The organism is Cetobacterium sp. 2G large (genome assembly GCF_014250655.1).
Classification (GTDB): domain Bacteria; phylum Fusobacteriota; class Fusobacteriia; order Fusobacteriales; family Fusobacteriaceae; genus Cetobacterium_A; species Cetobacterium_A somerae.
On the sequence record NZ_JACHTH010000005.1, the window covers coordinates 1,169,916 to 1,184,599 of the forward strand.

17 protein-coding genes are annotated in these 14,684 nt (G+C 29.6%); all 17 read right to left on the bottom strand.

What is annotated here, in order from left to right:
- The 17 genes from H5J23_RS08445 to fba all read right to left on the bottom strand — a co-directional run bounded on the left by H5J23_RS08445 (position 1) and on the right by fba (position 14,676).
- A complete protein-coding gene (locus tag H5J23_RS08445; RefSeq protein ID WP_023051869.1) occupies positions 1-1,260 on the bottom strand; it encodes a hemolysin family protein in 1,260 nt (419 codons plus the stop codon).
- Positions 1,261-1,395: 135 nt separating this feature from the next.
- Positions 1,396-1,854 (bottom strand): acetyl-CoA carboxylase biotin carboxyl carrier protein, encoded by a 459-nt coding sequence (accB, locus tag H5J23_RS08450; RefSeq protein WP_023051868.1) that lies wholly within the window; start codon positions 1,852-1,854, stop codon positions 1,396-1,398.
- A 9-nt stretch (positions 1,855-1,863) separates the two neighbouring features.
- Entirely contained in the window at positions 1,864-2,304 is a 441-nt protein-coding gene (locus H5J23_RS08455) for an ACT domain-containing protein (protein WP_040406188.1), read from the bottom strand.
- 13 nt (positions 2,305-2,317) lie between these two features.
- The gene (gene folD / locus H5J23_RS08460) at positions 2,318-3,172 is read right to left on the bottom strand and encodes a bifunctional methylenetetrahydrofolate dehydrogenase/methenyltetrahydrofolate cyclohydrolase FolD (protein ID WP_023051866.1); all 855 of its coding nucleotides are present in this window, start codon (positions 3,170-3,172) and stop codon (positions 2,318-2,320) included.
- A gap of 2 nt (positions 3,173-3,174) precedes the next feature.
- Positions 3,175-3,825, bottom strand: coding sequence for a redox-sensing transcriptional repressor Rex (locus H5J23_RS08465; RefSeq protein WP_023051865.1), 651 nt, complete (start codon positions 3,823-3,825; stop codon positions 3,175-3,177).
- A gap of 25 nt (positions 3,826-3,850) precedes the next feature.
- Positions 3,851-4,783, bottom strand: a complete 933-nt coding sequence (fmt, locus tag H5J23_RS08470) for a methionyl-tRNA formyltransferase (RefSeq protein ID WP_185891751.1) — start codon at positions 4,781-4,783, stop codon at positions 3,851-3,853.
- A gap of 8 nt (positions 4,784-4,791) precedes the next feature.
- On the bottom strand, positions 4,792-5,223 hold the full coding sequence (aroQ, locus tag H5J23_RS08475; protein WP_185891753.1) for a type II 3-dehydroquinate dehydratase: 432 nt from the start codon (positions 5,221-5,223) through the stop codon (positions 4,792-4,794).
- A complete protein-coding gene (nrdR, locus tag H5J23_RS08480) occupies positions 5,220-5,681 on the bottom strand; it encodes a transcriptional regulator NrdR (RefSeq protein WP_023051862.1) in 462 nt (153 codons plus the stop codon). The genes aroQ and nrdR overlap by 4 nt, the downstream gene beginning before the upstream one ends.
- 9 nt (positions 5,682-5,690) lie before the next feature.
- A complete protein-coding gene (locus tag H5J23_RS08485) occupies positions 5,691-6,161 on the bottom strand; it encodes a PTS sugar transporter subunit IIA (RefSeq protein WP_023051861.1) in 471 nt (156 codons plus the stop codon).
- The gene (recO, locus tag H5J23_RS08490) at positions 6,155-6,856 is read right to left on the bottom strand and encodes a DNA repair protein RecO (RefSeq protein WP_023051860.1); all 702 of its coding nucleotides are present in this window, start codon (positions 6,854-6,856) and stop codon (positions 6,155-6,157) included. The genes H5J23_RS08485 and recO overlap by 7 nt, the downstream gene beginning before the upstream one ends.
- Entirely contained in the window at positions 6,853-7,407 is a 555-nt protein-coding gene (locus tag H5J23_RS08495) for a hypothetical protein (RefSeq protein WP_185891755.1), read from the bottom strand. The genes recO and H5J23_RS08495 overlap by 4 nt, the downstream gene beginning before the upstream one ends.
- Positions 7,404-8,210 carry a rod shape-determining protein MreC gene (mreC, locus tag H5J23_RS08500; protein ID WP_023051858.1) on the bottom strand — a complete coding sequence of 269 codons (807 nt, stop codon included), beginning with the start codon at positions 8,208-8,210 and terminating at the stop codon, positions 7,404-7,406. Before mreC ends, H5J23_RS08495 begins: the two co-directional genes overlap by 4 nt.
- Positions 8,211-8,212: 2 nt before the next feature.
- Positions 8,213-9,316, bottom strand: coding sequence for a M20/M25/M40 family metallo-hydrolase (locus H5J23_RS08505; protein ID WP_040406175.1), 1,104 nt, complete (start codon positions 9,314-9,316; stop codon positions 8,213-8,215).
- Positions 9,317-9,454: 138 nt separating this feature from the next.
- The gene (locus tag H5J23_RS08510; RefSeq protein WP_023051856.1) at positions 9,455-11,215 is read right to left on the bottom strand and encodes an NADH-dependent [FeFe] hydrogenase, group A6; all 1,761 of its coding nucleotides are present in this window, start codon (positions 11,213-11,215) and stop codon (positions 9,455-9,457) included.
- Between the two features lie 12 nt (positions 11,216-11,227).
- Complete coding sequence (locus H5J23_RS08515) at positions 11,228-13,015, bottom strand: NADH-quinone oxidoreductase subunit NuoF (RefSeq protein WP_023051855.1); 1,788 nt, start codon at positions 13,013-13,015, stop codon at positions 11,228-11,230.
- A 40-nt stretch (positions 13,016-13,055) separates the two neighbouring features.
- Positions 13,056-13,550, bottom strand: coding sequence for an NAD(P)H-dependent oxidoreductase subunit E (locus H5J23_RS08520; protein WP_023051854.1), 495 nt, complete (start codon positions 13,548-13,550; stop codon positions 13,056-13,058).
- A gap of 148 nt (positions 13,551-13,698) precedes the next feature.
- Positions 13,699-14,676 carry a class II fructose-1,6-bisphosphate aldolase gene (gene fba / locus H5J23_RS08525; RefSeq protein WP_023051853.1) on the bottom strand — a complete coding sequence of 326 codons (978 nt, stop codon included), beginning with the start codon at positions 14,674-14,676 and terminating at the stop codon, positions 13,699-13,701.
- Positions 14,677-14,684: the final 8 nt, after the last annotated feature.

Sequence of the window (14,684 nt, forward strand, 5' to 3'; positions counted from 1 at the left end):
TTATTCTCCTCTTTGTATCTCTACCTTAGACACTCTCATCTTCTCAACCTCAACTACTACCAGCTTAACATCTTGAAAGTCTACAATATCTCCTATTGCAGGAATTTTTCCAAGCTCTGACATTATTAATCCGCCTAAACTTTCGTAATCCTCTGATATTGGTAAATCAATATTTAAACTTTTATTTATTGTTTCTATATCAAGCATTGCATCAACTTCATATCTATTATCATCAATCTCTTTAATGCTTTCTTCCTCTTCATTATCAAACTCATCACGAATTTCTCCAACAATCTCTTCTAATAAGTCTTCTATTGTTAAAACTCCACCAATACCACCATACTCATCTAATACAAGTGCAATATGAACTTTTTTACTTTTAAATTCTTGTAAAATTTCTATAATTGACTTTGTTTCAGGAACATAGTAAGCCTCTCTTACTAACTCTTTAACTTGAGTATCTGTGCTATGTGCTTTTAAGTAATTTAAAACATCTTTAGTATATAAAACACCTATAATATTATCAATAGTCTCTTCATATACAGGTATTCTTGAGAATCCAGCTTCTATCATCTCTTCCCAAATATCATCTAAAGTTTTATTTCCTTCAACTGCAAACATTGATGTTCTAGGTGTCATAATTTCTTTTGCATTAGTTTCACCTAATCCTACAATTGAGTGAATCATTTCTTTTTCCTCTTCTTCTATAATACCCTCAGCTTCACCTACATTTACAAAAGATATTAAATCCTCTTCTGTAAACATTATATTTTCAGTTTTTACTTCAACTCCTAAAATTCTACCAATTAATATAGATGTCCACATCAATATTTTTACAATTGGTTTCATTAATAATCCAAAATAATACATAGGACCAATTACTAATTTTGAGAACCCTTTAGAATTATTTTTGGCCATTATTTTCGGTGTTATTTCTCCAAATATAAGAATTAAAACTGTCATAATCCCTGTTACGATAGCCAAACTTCTAGGAGAATTCCCCATTATATTAATTGCTAAAGCAGTTGCAATAGATGATCCTAAAATATTTACTATATTATTTCCTAAAAGCATCCCTGTTAAAATCTCATTTGGACTTTTTAACCACTTTTTCAATAAATGTGCTGTTTTCTTATTCGACTTCTCAATATCTTCTAAATCTGTTGTTTTAAAAGATGTTAATGCTGTTTCTGAGGCTGAAAAAAAACCAGATAGTAAAATTAATACAACTAATATAATAATATCACGATACGTGTCCAACTTTATAATACACCTTCCTTATTTTTTAAATTGAATGCTTATATATTCTACCATAATTCTCCATAAAAAACAATATACTGTGCTTTTTAAACCAGCACTTTAATAAAGAATAAAAAGGAAAGCTGTTAGCTTTCCTTATTTTACTAAAAATAATATGTCACCTTTTTTTACTACTTTTCCATTCTCTGCTCTCAAAGCTACAACAGTTCCTGCTACTGATGATTTTACTTCGTTCATCATTTTCATAGCCTCAACTATACATACTGTATCTCCTACCTCTACTTTATCTCCAATTTTTACAAAGTCTTCTGAGTCAGGTGAAGGTGCTGAGTAATATGTTCCAACCATTGGAGAAACAATCTCTTTTCCTTCTACAACTACTTCTTCTGAAGATTCTATTTCTTCAATTTCTATCTCTTTATTAGTTAAAGTCGGTTGTTCTACGTACTTAATATTTGAAGTTACTACCTCTTGTCTTAGTTCTTCCTTTTTCATAGTAAGCTTTGTTCCATTAACTTCTATACTAATTTCAGAAAGATTATGCTCCTCTATACTTTTAGCTAATTTTTTTACGCTTTCTAAATCTAACTTCATTGTTCCTCCTTAATTACTTCCTATTACTCTTAATTCCTTTACAGAATCTAAAGAACTGATTTTTTCTAACATCTCTTCAATTTTTCTAAGTAAATTTTCTGTTGTTTGTATAGAAATTGTTACTCTACTCACACCATCTATTGCTATATTTTGAACAATTGTTAAGATGTTCATCTGCTCTCCTGCAATAATATCTAAAACCCTTGCTAAAATTCCAGGTCTATCCATTAAAGATAAATGTATACTAAATACTTTTTCTTTTCCACCTTCGAAAAATGGTTTTATATAGTCTTTATATTTATAATATGTACTTCTACTTATTCCAACTCTCTTTATAGCTTCATACTTTGAAATTCTTTCAGCTTGAACAATCTCATTTACCTTTATAACACTTTGAATCGAATTTGGTAGTATTCTCTTATCTACAATATAAAATTCTTTTTTATCCATTCTAAACTCTCCCCTATATTTTTTTTCCAATTTTAAACGCCTTTAACGTATTATTAAGTAACATTGCTATAGTCATGGGTCCTACTCCCCCTGGAACAGGTGTTATATATGATACTTTTTCTTTTACAGATTCAAAGTCCACATCTCCACAAATCTTATTATTTTCATCTCTGTTTATTCCAACATCTATTATAATAGCACCTGTCTTAATCATATCACCTTTTAAGAAATTAGCTTTTCCTATAGCTACTATTACAACATCTGCATTTTTTGTTTTTTCTGCAAGATTTTTTGTTTTACTATTACAAACTGTTACTGTTGCTCCTTCATTTATTAAAAGTGCTGTCATAGGTTTTCCAACAATGTTACTTCTTCCTATAACAACGATATCTTTTCCCTCTAAAGCTATCTCATACTCTTCAAATAATCTTAATATACCTGCAGGAGTACATGAAATTAGTGCTGTTTCATCTCCTAAAACTACTTTTCCTAAATTTTCTGGTTTAAATCCATCCACATCTTTATTTATATCTATTGCTTCTATTACCTTTGGTGTATCTATATGATCAGGTAATGGTAATTGAACTAATATTCCATCAACTGTTTCATCACTGTTTAATTCTTCTATTTTTCTTAAAAGCTCTTCTTCAGTTACATCTGCTGGCATAATAAAATTTTTTGATTCTATTCCAACTTCTGCACATTGTTTTATCTTAGAATTAACATAAATTTTAGATGCTAAGTTATCTCCCGCCTGTATTACTGCCAATCCTGGAACTGTTCCTTTAACTTCTTTTATCTCTATTATCTCTTTTTTTATTAAATCTCTAACCTTTTGAGATACATATTTACCATCTAAAATTTTCATTACTATTCCGCCTTTTCCTTCCAGTAATTTAATTCTTGAAGCTTTCTATTTAAATCTATGTGTTCTATTACAACATCTTTTGGTACTTTTATTTCTAAGGAAGTCATGTTCAATATAGCTTTTATTCCTGATTGAGTTACTATATCTGTTACTTGCTGAGCTATAGATTTATTTTCTGTTATAATTGCCATATCTATTTTTTTCTCAGATGCAATTTTTGGTATATCACTTACACTACTTATCTTTATTCCCTTATACTCTTTACCAATTCTGCTTTTTGTAATATCAAAAATTCCCACAATATTAAATCTTGGTTTTTCTATGTCACCTTCTAGCAAAATAGCATTCCCTAACTTTCCAGCTCCAACAATAATTACATTGTTTTGTTTATTTATTCCCAATATATCTTCAATCATTTCGTAAAGACACTTTACGTTATACCCTTTACCCCTTATTCCTATACAAGAATCTAAATCCATTATAAAGTTTGAAAAGTCTTTTCTAATTTGAGCAGCCGTTACTCCAAGTAAAACACCCATCTCTTCTGATGATATATAATCATCTGGCGAAAATTTCTCCAAACATTTTAAATACATTGTTAACCTCTGTATAGTTTTTTTTGAAATTTTTTCTCTCTTTTCTGAAGTTTTCATTATTTAACCTCTCCCCCCATTATTTTTATTTTAAAATCTCACCTATTTTAAATAAGTTTCCATTTATACTATCTTTTCCTGATATATTTTTTTTATTTTCAGGTTTAATCTCAGTTAAAATTATGCTTCCTTCATTTACTTTTACAACAAATCCTTTTCCTTTAATCAAATCTACTATCTCACCATTTTCCCCTTCTTCATAAATTTTATCAAGTTTTTCAACTGCATAAACTTTTAAAATCTTATCATTGTGGTGTGTATAAGCTGTTGGAAATGGATTCATTCCTCTTACAAAATTAAAAATTTCCTCTTTATTTTTATTCCAATTAATTAAGCAATCAGTTTTTTTATATGGCTTTACAAATGTTGCTAACTCATGGTTTTGTTTCTCTCTTTTTGCTGTTCCATTTTCTATTTGATCTACAGCTTCATTTAATTTTTCTGCTCCAATTTCTTTCAATCTATCATGAAGTGTTAAAAAAGTATCCTCTTCATAAATTGGAGTAGTTCCTTTTAAAATAATATCCCCTGCATCTAATTCCTCAGCAATATCCATAATAGTAACACCTGTTTCTTCTTCACCAGCTATTATTGCTGCGTTAATTGGTGCTGCACCTCTAAACTTTGGAAGTAAAGATGAGTGTACATTTATTATTCCAAGCTTTGGAAAATCAATAATATTATTTGGTATTATTTTTCCATATGCTACAACAACAATTAAATCTGGATTTAATTCTTTTACTAACTCAAATGTTTCTTCTGTTCTTAATGAATTAGGTTGATAAACTGGTATATTATTCTCAATTCCATACTCTTTAACTGGTGTATACTTTATTTTTTTACCTCTAGTATTAGGTTTATCTACCTTTGTAAATATTCCTACTATATCATGCTTTTTTCTTAATATATCTAATGATGGAACTGCAAACTCTGGCGTTCCCATAAATAAAATTCTCATTTTGCCTCCTATTTCTTTAAATTACTTAAGTATTGAAGAGCCATTTTATACCCTTCAGAACCGAATCCAGTAATTTTACCTATGCATATATCCGATATTACAGATTTATGTCTAAACTCCTCTCTAGAGTATACATTTGATAAGTGAACCTCTATTGTTTTTAGATTAGTTGACAAAATTGCATCTCTTATTCCTATCCCATAATGTGTTAATGCCCCTGGATTTATTATTAGATAATCAACATTTTCATAACTTTCTTGTATCTTATCAATTATATATCCTTCATGATTGGATTGAAAAAATTCTACCTCCATCCCATGATTCATACCAAATTCTTTAATTTTATTATTTATTAACTCTAAAGTTTCATCTCCATATATTTTAGGCTCTCTCTTTCCTAAAAAATTTAAATTTGGTCCATTTATTATTAAAACTTTCATATCTTTTTATCCTTTTTTATATCTTCTACGACATCTATAAAAGATTTTATATCATCGAACTCTTTATATACAGATGCAAATCTAACATATGCTACTTCATCTAATACCTTTAATTTTTCTAGTACAAGCTCCCCTAGTTCCTGTGTTGTTATCTCATTTTTTAAAGTGTTTTGTATTACTTTTTCCACATCAGCAATAAATTTTTCTAAATCATCTCTACTTATGTTTCTTTTATTAGTTGCTCTTTCTAATCCCCTTAAAAGTTTATCTTTATTAAATTTTTCTCTACTTTTATTTTTTTTTACAACATAGATTGGATTTTCTTCTATTCGTTCATAGGTAGTAAATCTCTTTTCACAACTATTACATACTCTTCTTCTTTTTATAGAATTATTTTCAGAAAACGCTCTACTATCTATTACTTTTGTGTCTTCACTATTACAAAATGGACATCTCATACTCTCTCCCTATAAAGCTTCCTCTTTGTCTATACACTCTAATACTTCTTTTGCATTTTCACAATTTAAAAGCTTTTCTCTAAAATTTTCATCTCTTATTAATCTTGAAATTCTTGCCAGCACTTTTAAATAAATTTGACTATCTTTAAATGGTGATGCAAATACAAAAAATATTTTTACTTTTTCTTGATCTAAAGATTTAAAATCTACTCCCTCTTTACTTATTCCAAAAGCTATTGTTAAACTCTCTGCTGCATCAGTTTTAGCATGTGGTATTGCTACCCCTTTTCCTATCCCTGTGCTTCCTAAATTCTCTCTTTCTAAAAGAGCTTTATATATTACATCTTTTTTTTCTATTTTTTCTGATTTTCCTATTAAAGCAGACAGTTCTTTTAAAGCTTCATCTTTATTTTTAGCTTTTAGATTAAGTAATATTAGTTCTTCTGACATATAGTCAGTTATTTTAACTATGTTTAACATGAGTAACCTCCAAATAAATGTTTCTTTAGATTTAATTTTGTATCTAAATGATAATTTATATATTTTTCATAAAGAATAATCGCATCAATTAAAGTGCTTAATTCCACCCTTTTCTCATCTGATACTTTTTTCTCCACATTTGCTAACACTTCAAATAAATCTCTTTTCAAAGGTATAACTTTATCATTTCCAAAATCTGTTATAACTGATTCAGAAATACTAAAATATTTTTCACCTGATATATTTATTCTATAACCTTCATTTTTTATAATCCAATTCATCATTTTTAAAACCATAATAAAATTATTATAGTTATCACTTTTTATAATAAAGTATAAAGCTTTTTCTATTCTTTGAAAAAACTCCTTTTTTCTCTCTCCTGGCAAGACTATCTCATTAATAATAGAGAGAATATAAGATACTATCTCCAATTTTTCTATATCTTTTTTTAAATCATAAAAAAAATCTATCGAATCAATTGTATTTAGTATAAAATTATCACCTTTTTTATAAAATGTAAAATTTGATAGAGTTAATAAATCTACCGAACTTTGGTCTCTTTTTTTACTTTTTCTAATTCCTCTAACTAAAAGATCAATCTTTCCAAAATTTTCAGAAAAAACAGTTATAATTCGATCTCCTTCTCCAAAATCTACTTTTTTTATTATTAATCCTTTAGTTTTTATAAATTTCATTTTTTTAGTTCCTTTCTTTTAAGGTCACTATTTACTTTTGTGTCTTTCAAGTCTAAATCAGCGACTTTACTTTCACTTTCAAATATCTCCATCTTAATCGGTAATAAATACCCATCTACTTTTTTATACTCTTTTATTTTTATTCTGTAAGTATCTTTATATTTTAATTCTTTTACTTTTTGTAAATAATAGTTATCTTTAAAGTTTTTATCATTTTGATCTTTATTTTTCAAATCTTTTATAATTGATAAAAAATTACTCACATCTTCACTATTATTTTCAGATACCTCATCAAATAATGGAATATAAACTAAAGATTTTTCATTTTCATATTGAAATATCTCTCCTTTATTTACATTTGGCGAGATTACTTCTTTTCTCAAATAATCTGGTGAGATATACTCAATTTTATATTCCTTCACTTTTTTCTCACCATTTAAATATACTGTTTCTTTTACTGTAGAATATATATCTTTTATATCAGAAATTCTATTTAGTGATGCAAAAATTGATGTTCCTATTAATAAAAACATAGCTATTTTTTTTATCATCTATCCACCTCTGTAAGAACTATTATTTCATTCATATCTATTATATTAAATGGTAATTTTACTAAATATTCTACATTGTTTTCATATTTTTTTCTTATTTCACATACCTCTCCAATATATAAACCTTTTGGGTATATATCACTTATTCCAGAAGTATAAACTTTATCTCCTACAGATAATTGTGCTTCATGAAATGATACAGGTTCAAAAATAAGTTCATCACTTCTATTTCCTTTTACTATACCTACTGTATCCCCTGTTGCAGTTGCACTAACTACTGAATCTTGAAAAGTTATCATTTGAACAACAGAGTAATTTTTAAATACTTTTTCTACTTTTCCAATTAGAGATTCATTATATAAAACTGGCATATTTTTTTCTATTCCATCTATTTCACCAATATTTATAGCAAAACTTTCATACATCTCTCTAGTTTGTTGAAAACTTATTTTCCCAACTTTAAATTTAAATTTAAAATGATCTTTCATATCTAAAAGTTCTCTTAGTCTATCATTTTCCTCTAATAACCTTTGATTCTTTTCTTCAATTAAAGACTTTTCTGCTAACGTATGTTTCAATTTATTATTTTCATTTAATAACTCTTTATAATTTATAACACTCTCTGTGCTCTCTTTAGCTTTTTTACCTAAAAAATATACACGAGATTGAAGAGGTAAAAAAATCTCTTCAATCTCTGTCATTGTATACATAAATACGTCTTTAGCAAAGAAAACTACAACCATTAAAATTATAAAAATATATATAATGTTTAATACTTTATTTTTTTTCTTTCCTATTTTCATCTCTATCCTTTTATAATTTCAACTAATATTTTTGATAAATCTACTAAGTCTTTTATCTCAATATACTCCTCTAAAGTGTGAACTTTTGTCATTCCTACAGCTAAGTTTACACTTGGAACACCTTTACTATTATAAATATTTGTATCACTACCTCCACCTGAAGATGCAGTCTCACTTTTTACACCAGCTTTTTCACAAGCAGCTTTTACAATCTCTACAACCTCTTCACAATCTTCAAGTGCAAATCCAGGATACTCAACTTTAACATCATTTTCTAATTTTGCTCCAAAATCATCGCAAACCTTTTGGAATATATTAAATGTTTCATCTAATAAAGATTGTAATTTTTCATTTGATAAACTTCTAGCTTCATAATCTAATTCAACTGATGGCATAACGATATTTGTGGCTTGTCCTCCACTTACAACTCCTATATTTGAAGTTGTTTCAGTATCAACTCTACCTAATTTTATTTTAGTTATTGCATGTGCTGCAACTGTCAATGCATTTATTCCACTTTCTGGAGAAATACCTGCATGTGCTGGCTTTCCTATAATTGTTATTTTTCCTCTAGCTGCTGACGGAGCTTTTGTAATTATTTTTCCTGGCTTTCCACTTGAATCTAATATAAATCCAAAATCTACACCGTAGCTATCAATATCAAAAGATTTTGATCCTAATAACCCAATCTCTTCTCCCATAGAAAAAACTACAATTATTTCTGGATGATCTAAATTATTTTCTTTTATTACTCTTAACATCTCTATGATAGCTGCAATTCCACCTTTGTCATCTCCACCTAATATAGATGTCCCATCTGATTTTATTATACCATTCTCTATTACTGGAACAACTTTTTCACAAGGCACAACTGTATCCATATGAGCACTAAATAAAAACTTCTTCTTTCCTGTAGCTTTTAAAATTCCAATTATATTTCCACAGTTTCCACCATTTAACTCACCTGCATTATCTTCTTTTACTTCTAACCCTAATTCTCTTAAAACTTTTAATAAATAGTCTCCCATAGCTCTTTCATTTTTTGAAGGAGATGAAATTTTTACCATATCTAAAAAATTTTCTACTAATCTAGCTTCTCTTATCATTTGCCCTCCCACAGGTTATCTGTTTTTTGATATTCTTCTCTAGATTATATTACATTGTCATTCCTTTGTAAAGAGTTAAAGGTAACAAAAAATAACAGTAGTTAGGTACTACTGTTATTTTTTTCTAATATATTTATGTTATTTTAAGTCTTTTTTTGAGTAATACTTTGTATGTAGTATTCTATGAGCCTCTGAACTTAATGGATGCTCTAAATATTTTTCGTATAGTGATTGTATGTATGGATTTTCATGTGATTTTCTAAATGTTTTTCCATTATCTATACTTTGCAATCCTTCTGCTCTTTTTACAATTTTTTCAAAATTTCCATGATGGTAAGGTTGTCCTCCCCCTCCAACACATCCTCCTTTACATGCCATTATTTCTATTGCATGAAAAAATTCTTCTCCTGTTTTAACTCTATCTAAAATATCTCTTGCTGCAGATAACCCATTTGCTATTCCAATTTTTACAATAGTATCTCCAACCTTAACTTCACTTATTTTAATACCTTCCATTCCTCTCATAGCTTTAAAATCTACATCTTCTAAAGTTTCATTTGTTACCCATTCATATAGTGTTCTTGTTGCTGCTTCTATAACTCCGCCTGTTCTACCAAAAATAACAGCTGCTCCTGTTGAATAACCTAAAGGATTATCAAATTCTGATTCATCTAATTTTCTTAAATCTATATTTGATTGTTTTAAAAGATGAGCTAATTCTCTTGTCGATATTGAATAATCTACATCTGGAATTCCATCAGTTGCAAACTCCGGCCTAGAGGATTCGTATTTCTTTGCTAAACAAGGCATTATGGAAACATTTATTATTTCATCTCTTTTAATTCCTCTTGCTGGTCCCCATATGTTCTTTAATACCGCTCCAAACATCTGTTGTGGTGATTTTGCTGAAGATGGTATATCTAGCATATCTGGATAATGGTGTTCTATAAAATTAACCCAAGCTGGACAGCACGAAGTTAGAATTGGAAGTTTTACACTCTTATCACCACTTAAATACTTTTCTAATCTTTGCTTAAATTCTGCTGCTTCCTCCATTATAGTTAAATCTGCTGCATAATCCGTATCAAATACATCATCAAAACCTAATTTTTTTAATGCTGTTACCAACTTTCCAGTTACATCTGTTCCTGGCTCATATCCAAATTCTTCACCTATTGCAACTCTTACTGCAGGTGCTACCTGAACTGTAACTCTTTTTCTTGGATTTGCAATATCTTTTATAAGCCCCCATGTGTAATCTTTTTCATACAATGCTCCAACTGGACATACAGCTACACACTGTCCACAGAATGTACAGTTAGTTTTATCTAAATCTGATTCAAAAGCTGTTGAAACAACTGATTTAAATCCTCTATTAACTGCTGATAAAACTTGGCATTTTTGAATATTATTACACATATTCTCACATCTTCGACACATTATACACTTATCTAAATCTCTAACTATCGATGGAGAAACCTCTCTTCTATACTCAAATATTTTCCCCTTAAATCTGATATCTCTTATTCCAAACTCCATTGCCAAAGTCTGTAAATCACATTTACCATTCTTAGCACATATTAAACAATCTGTTGGATGATTTGATAACATTAATTCTAGTACATTCCTTCTTTTTTCTAAAACTTCCATAGTATTTGTATTTATTATCATTCCTGGTGATACTGGTGTTGCGCAAGCTGGAACTAAATTTTTTCTTCCTACAACTTCAACAACACATATTCTGCAAGAAGCACAATCATTTTTAAATCCAATCTCTGGAATATTCATATAACATAAGCTTGGTATTTTTATTCCAGCTGTTTTAGCTGCCTCTAATATTGTTGTTCCTGCTAAAGCTTCTATTTCTTTACCATCTATTATAACAATAACATTTTTCATAAATTACCTCCACTAAGCTATATCTATTGCACTAAACTTACAAGCATTATAACAAGCACCACATTTTATACATCTACTTTGGTCTATAACATGTCTTTCTTTAACTTTTCCATCAATACATGCAACTGGACATACTCTTGCACATGCTGTACATCCTACACATTTATCATTTATTAGATATCTTCTTAAAGCTTGACACTGTCCGGCTCTACATTTTTTATCATGTATATGCTCTAAATACTCATCTAAAAATTGATTTATTGTAGATAAAACGGGATTTGGTGAAGTTTGCCCTAGTCCACAAAGAGAAGTTGTTTTTATTGTTTGAGATAGCTCTTTTAATAGTCCTATATCCTCTTCCTTTCCCTCTCCTTTTGTTATTCTATCTAAAATTTCCCACAATCTAGTATTTCCTATTCTACAAGGTGCACACTTTCCACAAGATTCATCAACAGTGAATTCTAAATAAAATTTAGATACTGCAACCATACAGTCATCTTCATCCATTACTATCATTCCACCTGATCCCATCATAGACCCTTTAGCTAAAAGAGTATCAAAATCTATTGGTGTATCTAAATCTTTTTCAGTTAAACACCCACCTGATGGACCTCCTGTCTGAACAGCTTTAAATTTTTTATTATTCTTTATTCCACCACCGATTTCAAAAATAACTTCTCTTAAAGTTGTTCCCATAGGAACTTCCACTAATCCAACATTATTTATCTTTCCAGCTAAAGCAAAAACTTTTGTTCCAGGAGAATTTTTTGTTCCAATACTTCTAAACCACTCTACCCCTTTTAAAATTATTTGAGCAATATTAGCTAAAGTCTCAACATTATTTACTATTGTTGGTTTCCCCCAATATCCCGATTCAGCTGGATATGGTGGTTTTGTTGTTGGTTCTCCTCTTCCACCTTCCATAGAGTGTATTAATGCTGTTTCCTCTCCACATACAAATGCTCCAGCACCATATTTTATTTCAATATCAAATTGGAAATCTGTTCCAAATATTTTCTCTCCTAATATTCCATTCTTTCTAGCCGTTTCAATCGCCTTTCTCAATCTTTCTATTGCTAATGGATATTCAGCTCTAATGTAAACTAATCCCTTTGTAGCTCCTATAGCATATCCAGCAATAATCATACCCTCAATAACACTATGTGGATCTCCCTCTAAAATAGATCTGTCCATAAAAGCACCTGGATCTCCTTCGTCAGCATTACACACTACATATTTTTGATCTGATATATTTTTAGAGGCAAATTCCCATTTCAAACCTGTTGAGTATCCTCCTCCCCCTCTTCCTCTTAAACCTGAATCTTTAATTACTTTTACAACACTTTCAGGGGTCATTGTTGTTAATATTTTTTTTAAAGCTGCATAACCTTCAGCTGCCATATATTGTTCAATCGATTCTGGATCTATACTACCACAATTTTTAAGAGCAATTCTTATCTGTTTTTTATAAAACTCCATATTTTCCCCTTCAAAAACTCTCTCACCATTTTTAGGGTCTATATAAAGTAGCTCTACTATTCTTTTCTCACTAATTATGTCCTCTACTACTATTCTTTCTGCATCTTCTGGCTTTACTTCAATATAAAATGTATTTTCTGGCATTATTTTTACTATAGGTCCTTTTTCACAAAATCCAAAACAACCCGTTTGTATAACTTCAACATCATTTTTTAATCCATGCTCTTTAATTGAATTTCTTAAATTTTCTACAATCTGTTCTCCTTTTGCAGATAAACAACCAGTACCACCACAAACAAGTATTTTCTTTTTTTCTTTCATAATTAGCCTCCTAAAATACTTTTAATGTAATATCGATCCTCTATTTTGATGCTTCTTTCCTATATTTTTCTAAGATTTTTTTCATATCTTTAACCTCTTCTTTTCCATAAACATCTTTTCCTATTAAAACTACTGGAGCTAGTCCACATGCTCCAACACATCTTAATGCATCTATAGAAAACAATCCATCCTCTGTTGTTTCTCCTACATCAATTCCTAAGTAATTTTTTACACTATTTAAAACTTTTTCAGCCCCTCTAACATAACAAGCTGTACCCATACAAACTGATATCGGATGCTTTCCTTTTGGTTTCATTGAGAAGAAATGATAAAAACTTACCACTCCATACACTTTAGCAATTGGAATATTCATCTCTTTTGCTATAAACTCCTGTACTTCTTGTGGTAAATATCCAAAAATCTCTTGTCCTTTATGAAGTACAGAGATTAATGCTCCATTTTTTTCTTCAATCTCACTTATATACTTCTTTAACTCTTCAAACATCTCTTTTTTTAATTTATTATCACAAGCCATTTTTACCTCCTATTTTTTATTTTAATTTTTCCCAAAGAATTTATTCTATTTTATTACTATATTTTTTTTAAAAAATCAATAGCTAGAACAATTTAAATTTTCAAATAAAAAAACCTGTAGACATAATCTACAGGTTTTAATTGTTTAATTATTTTGCTGCTTTGTAAGCGTTCTCTGATCCGAAAACTTCTTTAATTTTTTCTTTATAGTATGATTTCATCTCTTCTTTTGCAACACCTAAATATTTTCTTGGATCGAACTCTCCAGGTTGCTCAGCAAATACTCTTCTTACTCCTGCTGTAAATGCAAGTCTTCCATCTGTATCTACGTTTATTTTTGCAACACCTGATTTTGCTGCTCCCATTAACTCAGTGTTAGGGATTCCAATAGCGTCTTTTAATACTCCACCATATTTTTTGATCTCTTCAACGTATTTTTGAGGTACTGCTGATGATCCGTGTAATACGATTGGGAATCCTGGGATTCTTCTTTCGATTTCAGCTAATATTTCTAACTCTAACTTTGGATTTGTTCCAGGTTTGAATTTGTGAGCTCCATGTGAAGTTCCAATAGCGATAGCTAATGAATCCACTCCAGTTCTTGATACAAACTCTTCAACCTCATCAGGATTTGTAAATATGCTGTGCTCAGCAACAACGTCATCTTCTACTCCAGCAAGAACTCCTAATTCAGCTTCTACTGTAACGTCAAATTTCTTTGCATATTCAACAACTTCTTTTGTGATTGCTATATTCTCGTCAAATGAATAGTGAGATCCATCGATCATTACTGATGAGAATCCTGCATCTATACATGATTTTACTGCATCTAAGCTTGGTCCGTGATCTAAGTGAAGTGCTACTGGAATATCTGATCCCATAGCTCTTGCTCTGTCTACAGCTGCCTTAGCTAAAAGTGGAGTAACCTCTTTTGTCATATACTTTAATGCTCCTGTTGAACATTGTAATATAACTGGTGATCCCATCTCAGCACAAGCTTCAACGATTGCAAGCATTTGCTCCATATTATTGAAGTTAAATGCTGGAACAGCATAGTGCTCTTTGTTAGCTTTTGCGAACATTTCTCTAGTATTAGATAATCCTAAATCTTTGTAATTATATGACATAATTTTCC

Excerpts from the sequence above, each read along its gene's own strand:
- aroQ (WP_185891753.1), bottom strand. The coding sequence starts at position 5,223 with ATGAAAGTTTTAATAATAAATGGACCAAATTTAAATTTTTTAGGAAAG.
- H5J23_RS08455 (WP_040406188.1), bottom strand. The coding sequence starts at position 2,304 with ATGGATAAAAAAGAATTTTATATTGTAGATAAGAGAATACTACCAAAT.
- nrdR (WP_023051862.1), bottom strand. The coding sequence starts at position 5,681 with ATGAGATGTCCATTTTGTAATAGTGAAGACACAAAAGTAATAGATAGT.
- H5J23_RS08465 (WP_023051865.1), bottom strand. The coding sequence starts at position 3,825 with ATGAAAACTTCAGAAAAGAGAGAAAAAATTTCAAAAAAAACTATACAG.
- fba (WP_023051853.1), bottom strand. The coding sequence starts at position 14,676 with ATGTCATATAATTACAAAGATTTAGGATTATCTAATACTAGAGAAATG.
- H5J23_RS08495 (WP_185891755.1), bottom strand. The coding sequence starts at position 7,407 with ATGATAAAAAAAATAGCTATGTTTTTATTAATAGGAACATCAATTTTT.
- mreC (WP_023051858.1), bottom strand. The coding sequence starts at position 8,210 with ATGAAAATAGGAAAGAAAAAAAATAAAGTATTAAACATTATATATATT.
- H5J23_RS08515 (WP_023051855.1), bottom strand. The coding sequence starts at position 13,015 with ATGAAAGAAAAAAAGAAAATACTTGTTTGTGGTGGTACTGGTTGTTTA.
- recO (WP_023051860.1), bottom strand. The coding sequence starts at position 6,856 with ATGAAATTTATAAAAACTAAAGGATTAATAATAAAAAAAGTAGATTTT.
- H5J23_RS08510 (WP_023051856.1), bottom strand. The coding sequence starts at position 11,215 with ATGAAAAATGTTATTGTTATAATAGATGGTAAAGAAATAGAAGCTTTA.
- fmt (WP_185891751.1), bottom strand. The coding sequence starts at position 4,783 with ATGAGAATTTTATTTATGGGAACGCCAGAGTTTGCAGTTCCATCATTA.
- H5J23_RS08505 (WP_040406175.1), bottom strand. The coding sequence starts at position 9,316 with ATGATAAGAGAAGCTAGATTAGTAGAAAATTTTTTAGATATGGTAAAA.
- H5J23_RS08485 (WP_023051861.1), bottom strand. The coding sequence starts at position 6,161 with ATGTTAAACATAGTTAAAATAACTGACTATATGTCAGAAGAACTAATA.
- H5J23_RS08520 (WP_023051854.1), bottom strand. The coding sequence starts at position 13,550 with ATGGCTTGTGATAATAAATTAAAAAAAGAGATGTTTGAAGAGTTAAAG.
- accB (WP_023051868.1), bottom strand. The coding sequence starts at position 1,854 with ATGAAGTTAGATTTAGAAAGCGTAAAAAAATTAGCTAAAAGTATAGAG.
- folD (WP_023051866.1), bottom strand. The coding sequence starts at position 3,172 with ATGAAAATTTTAGATGGTAAATATGTATCTCAAAAGGTTAGAGATTTA.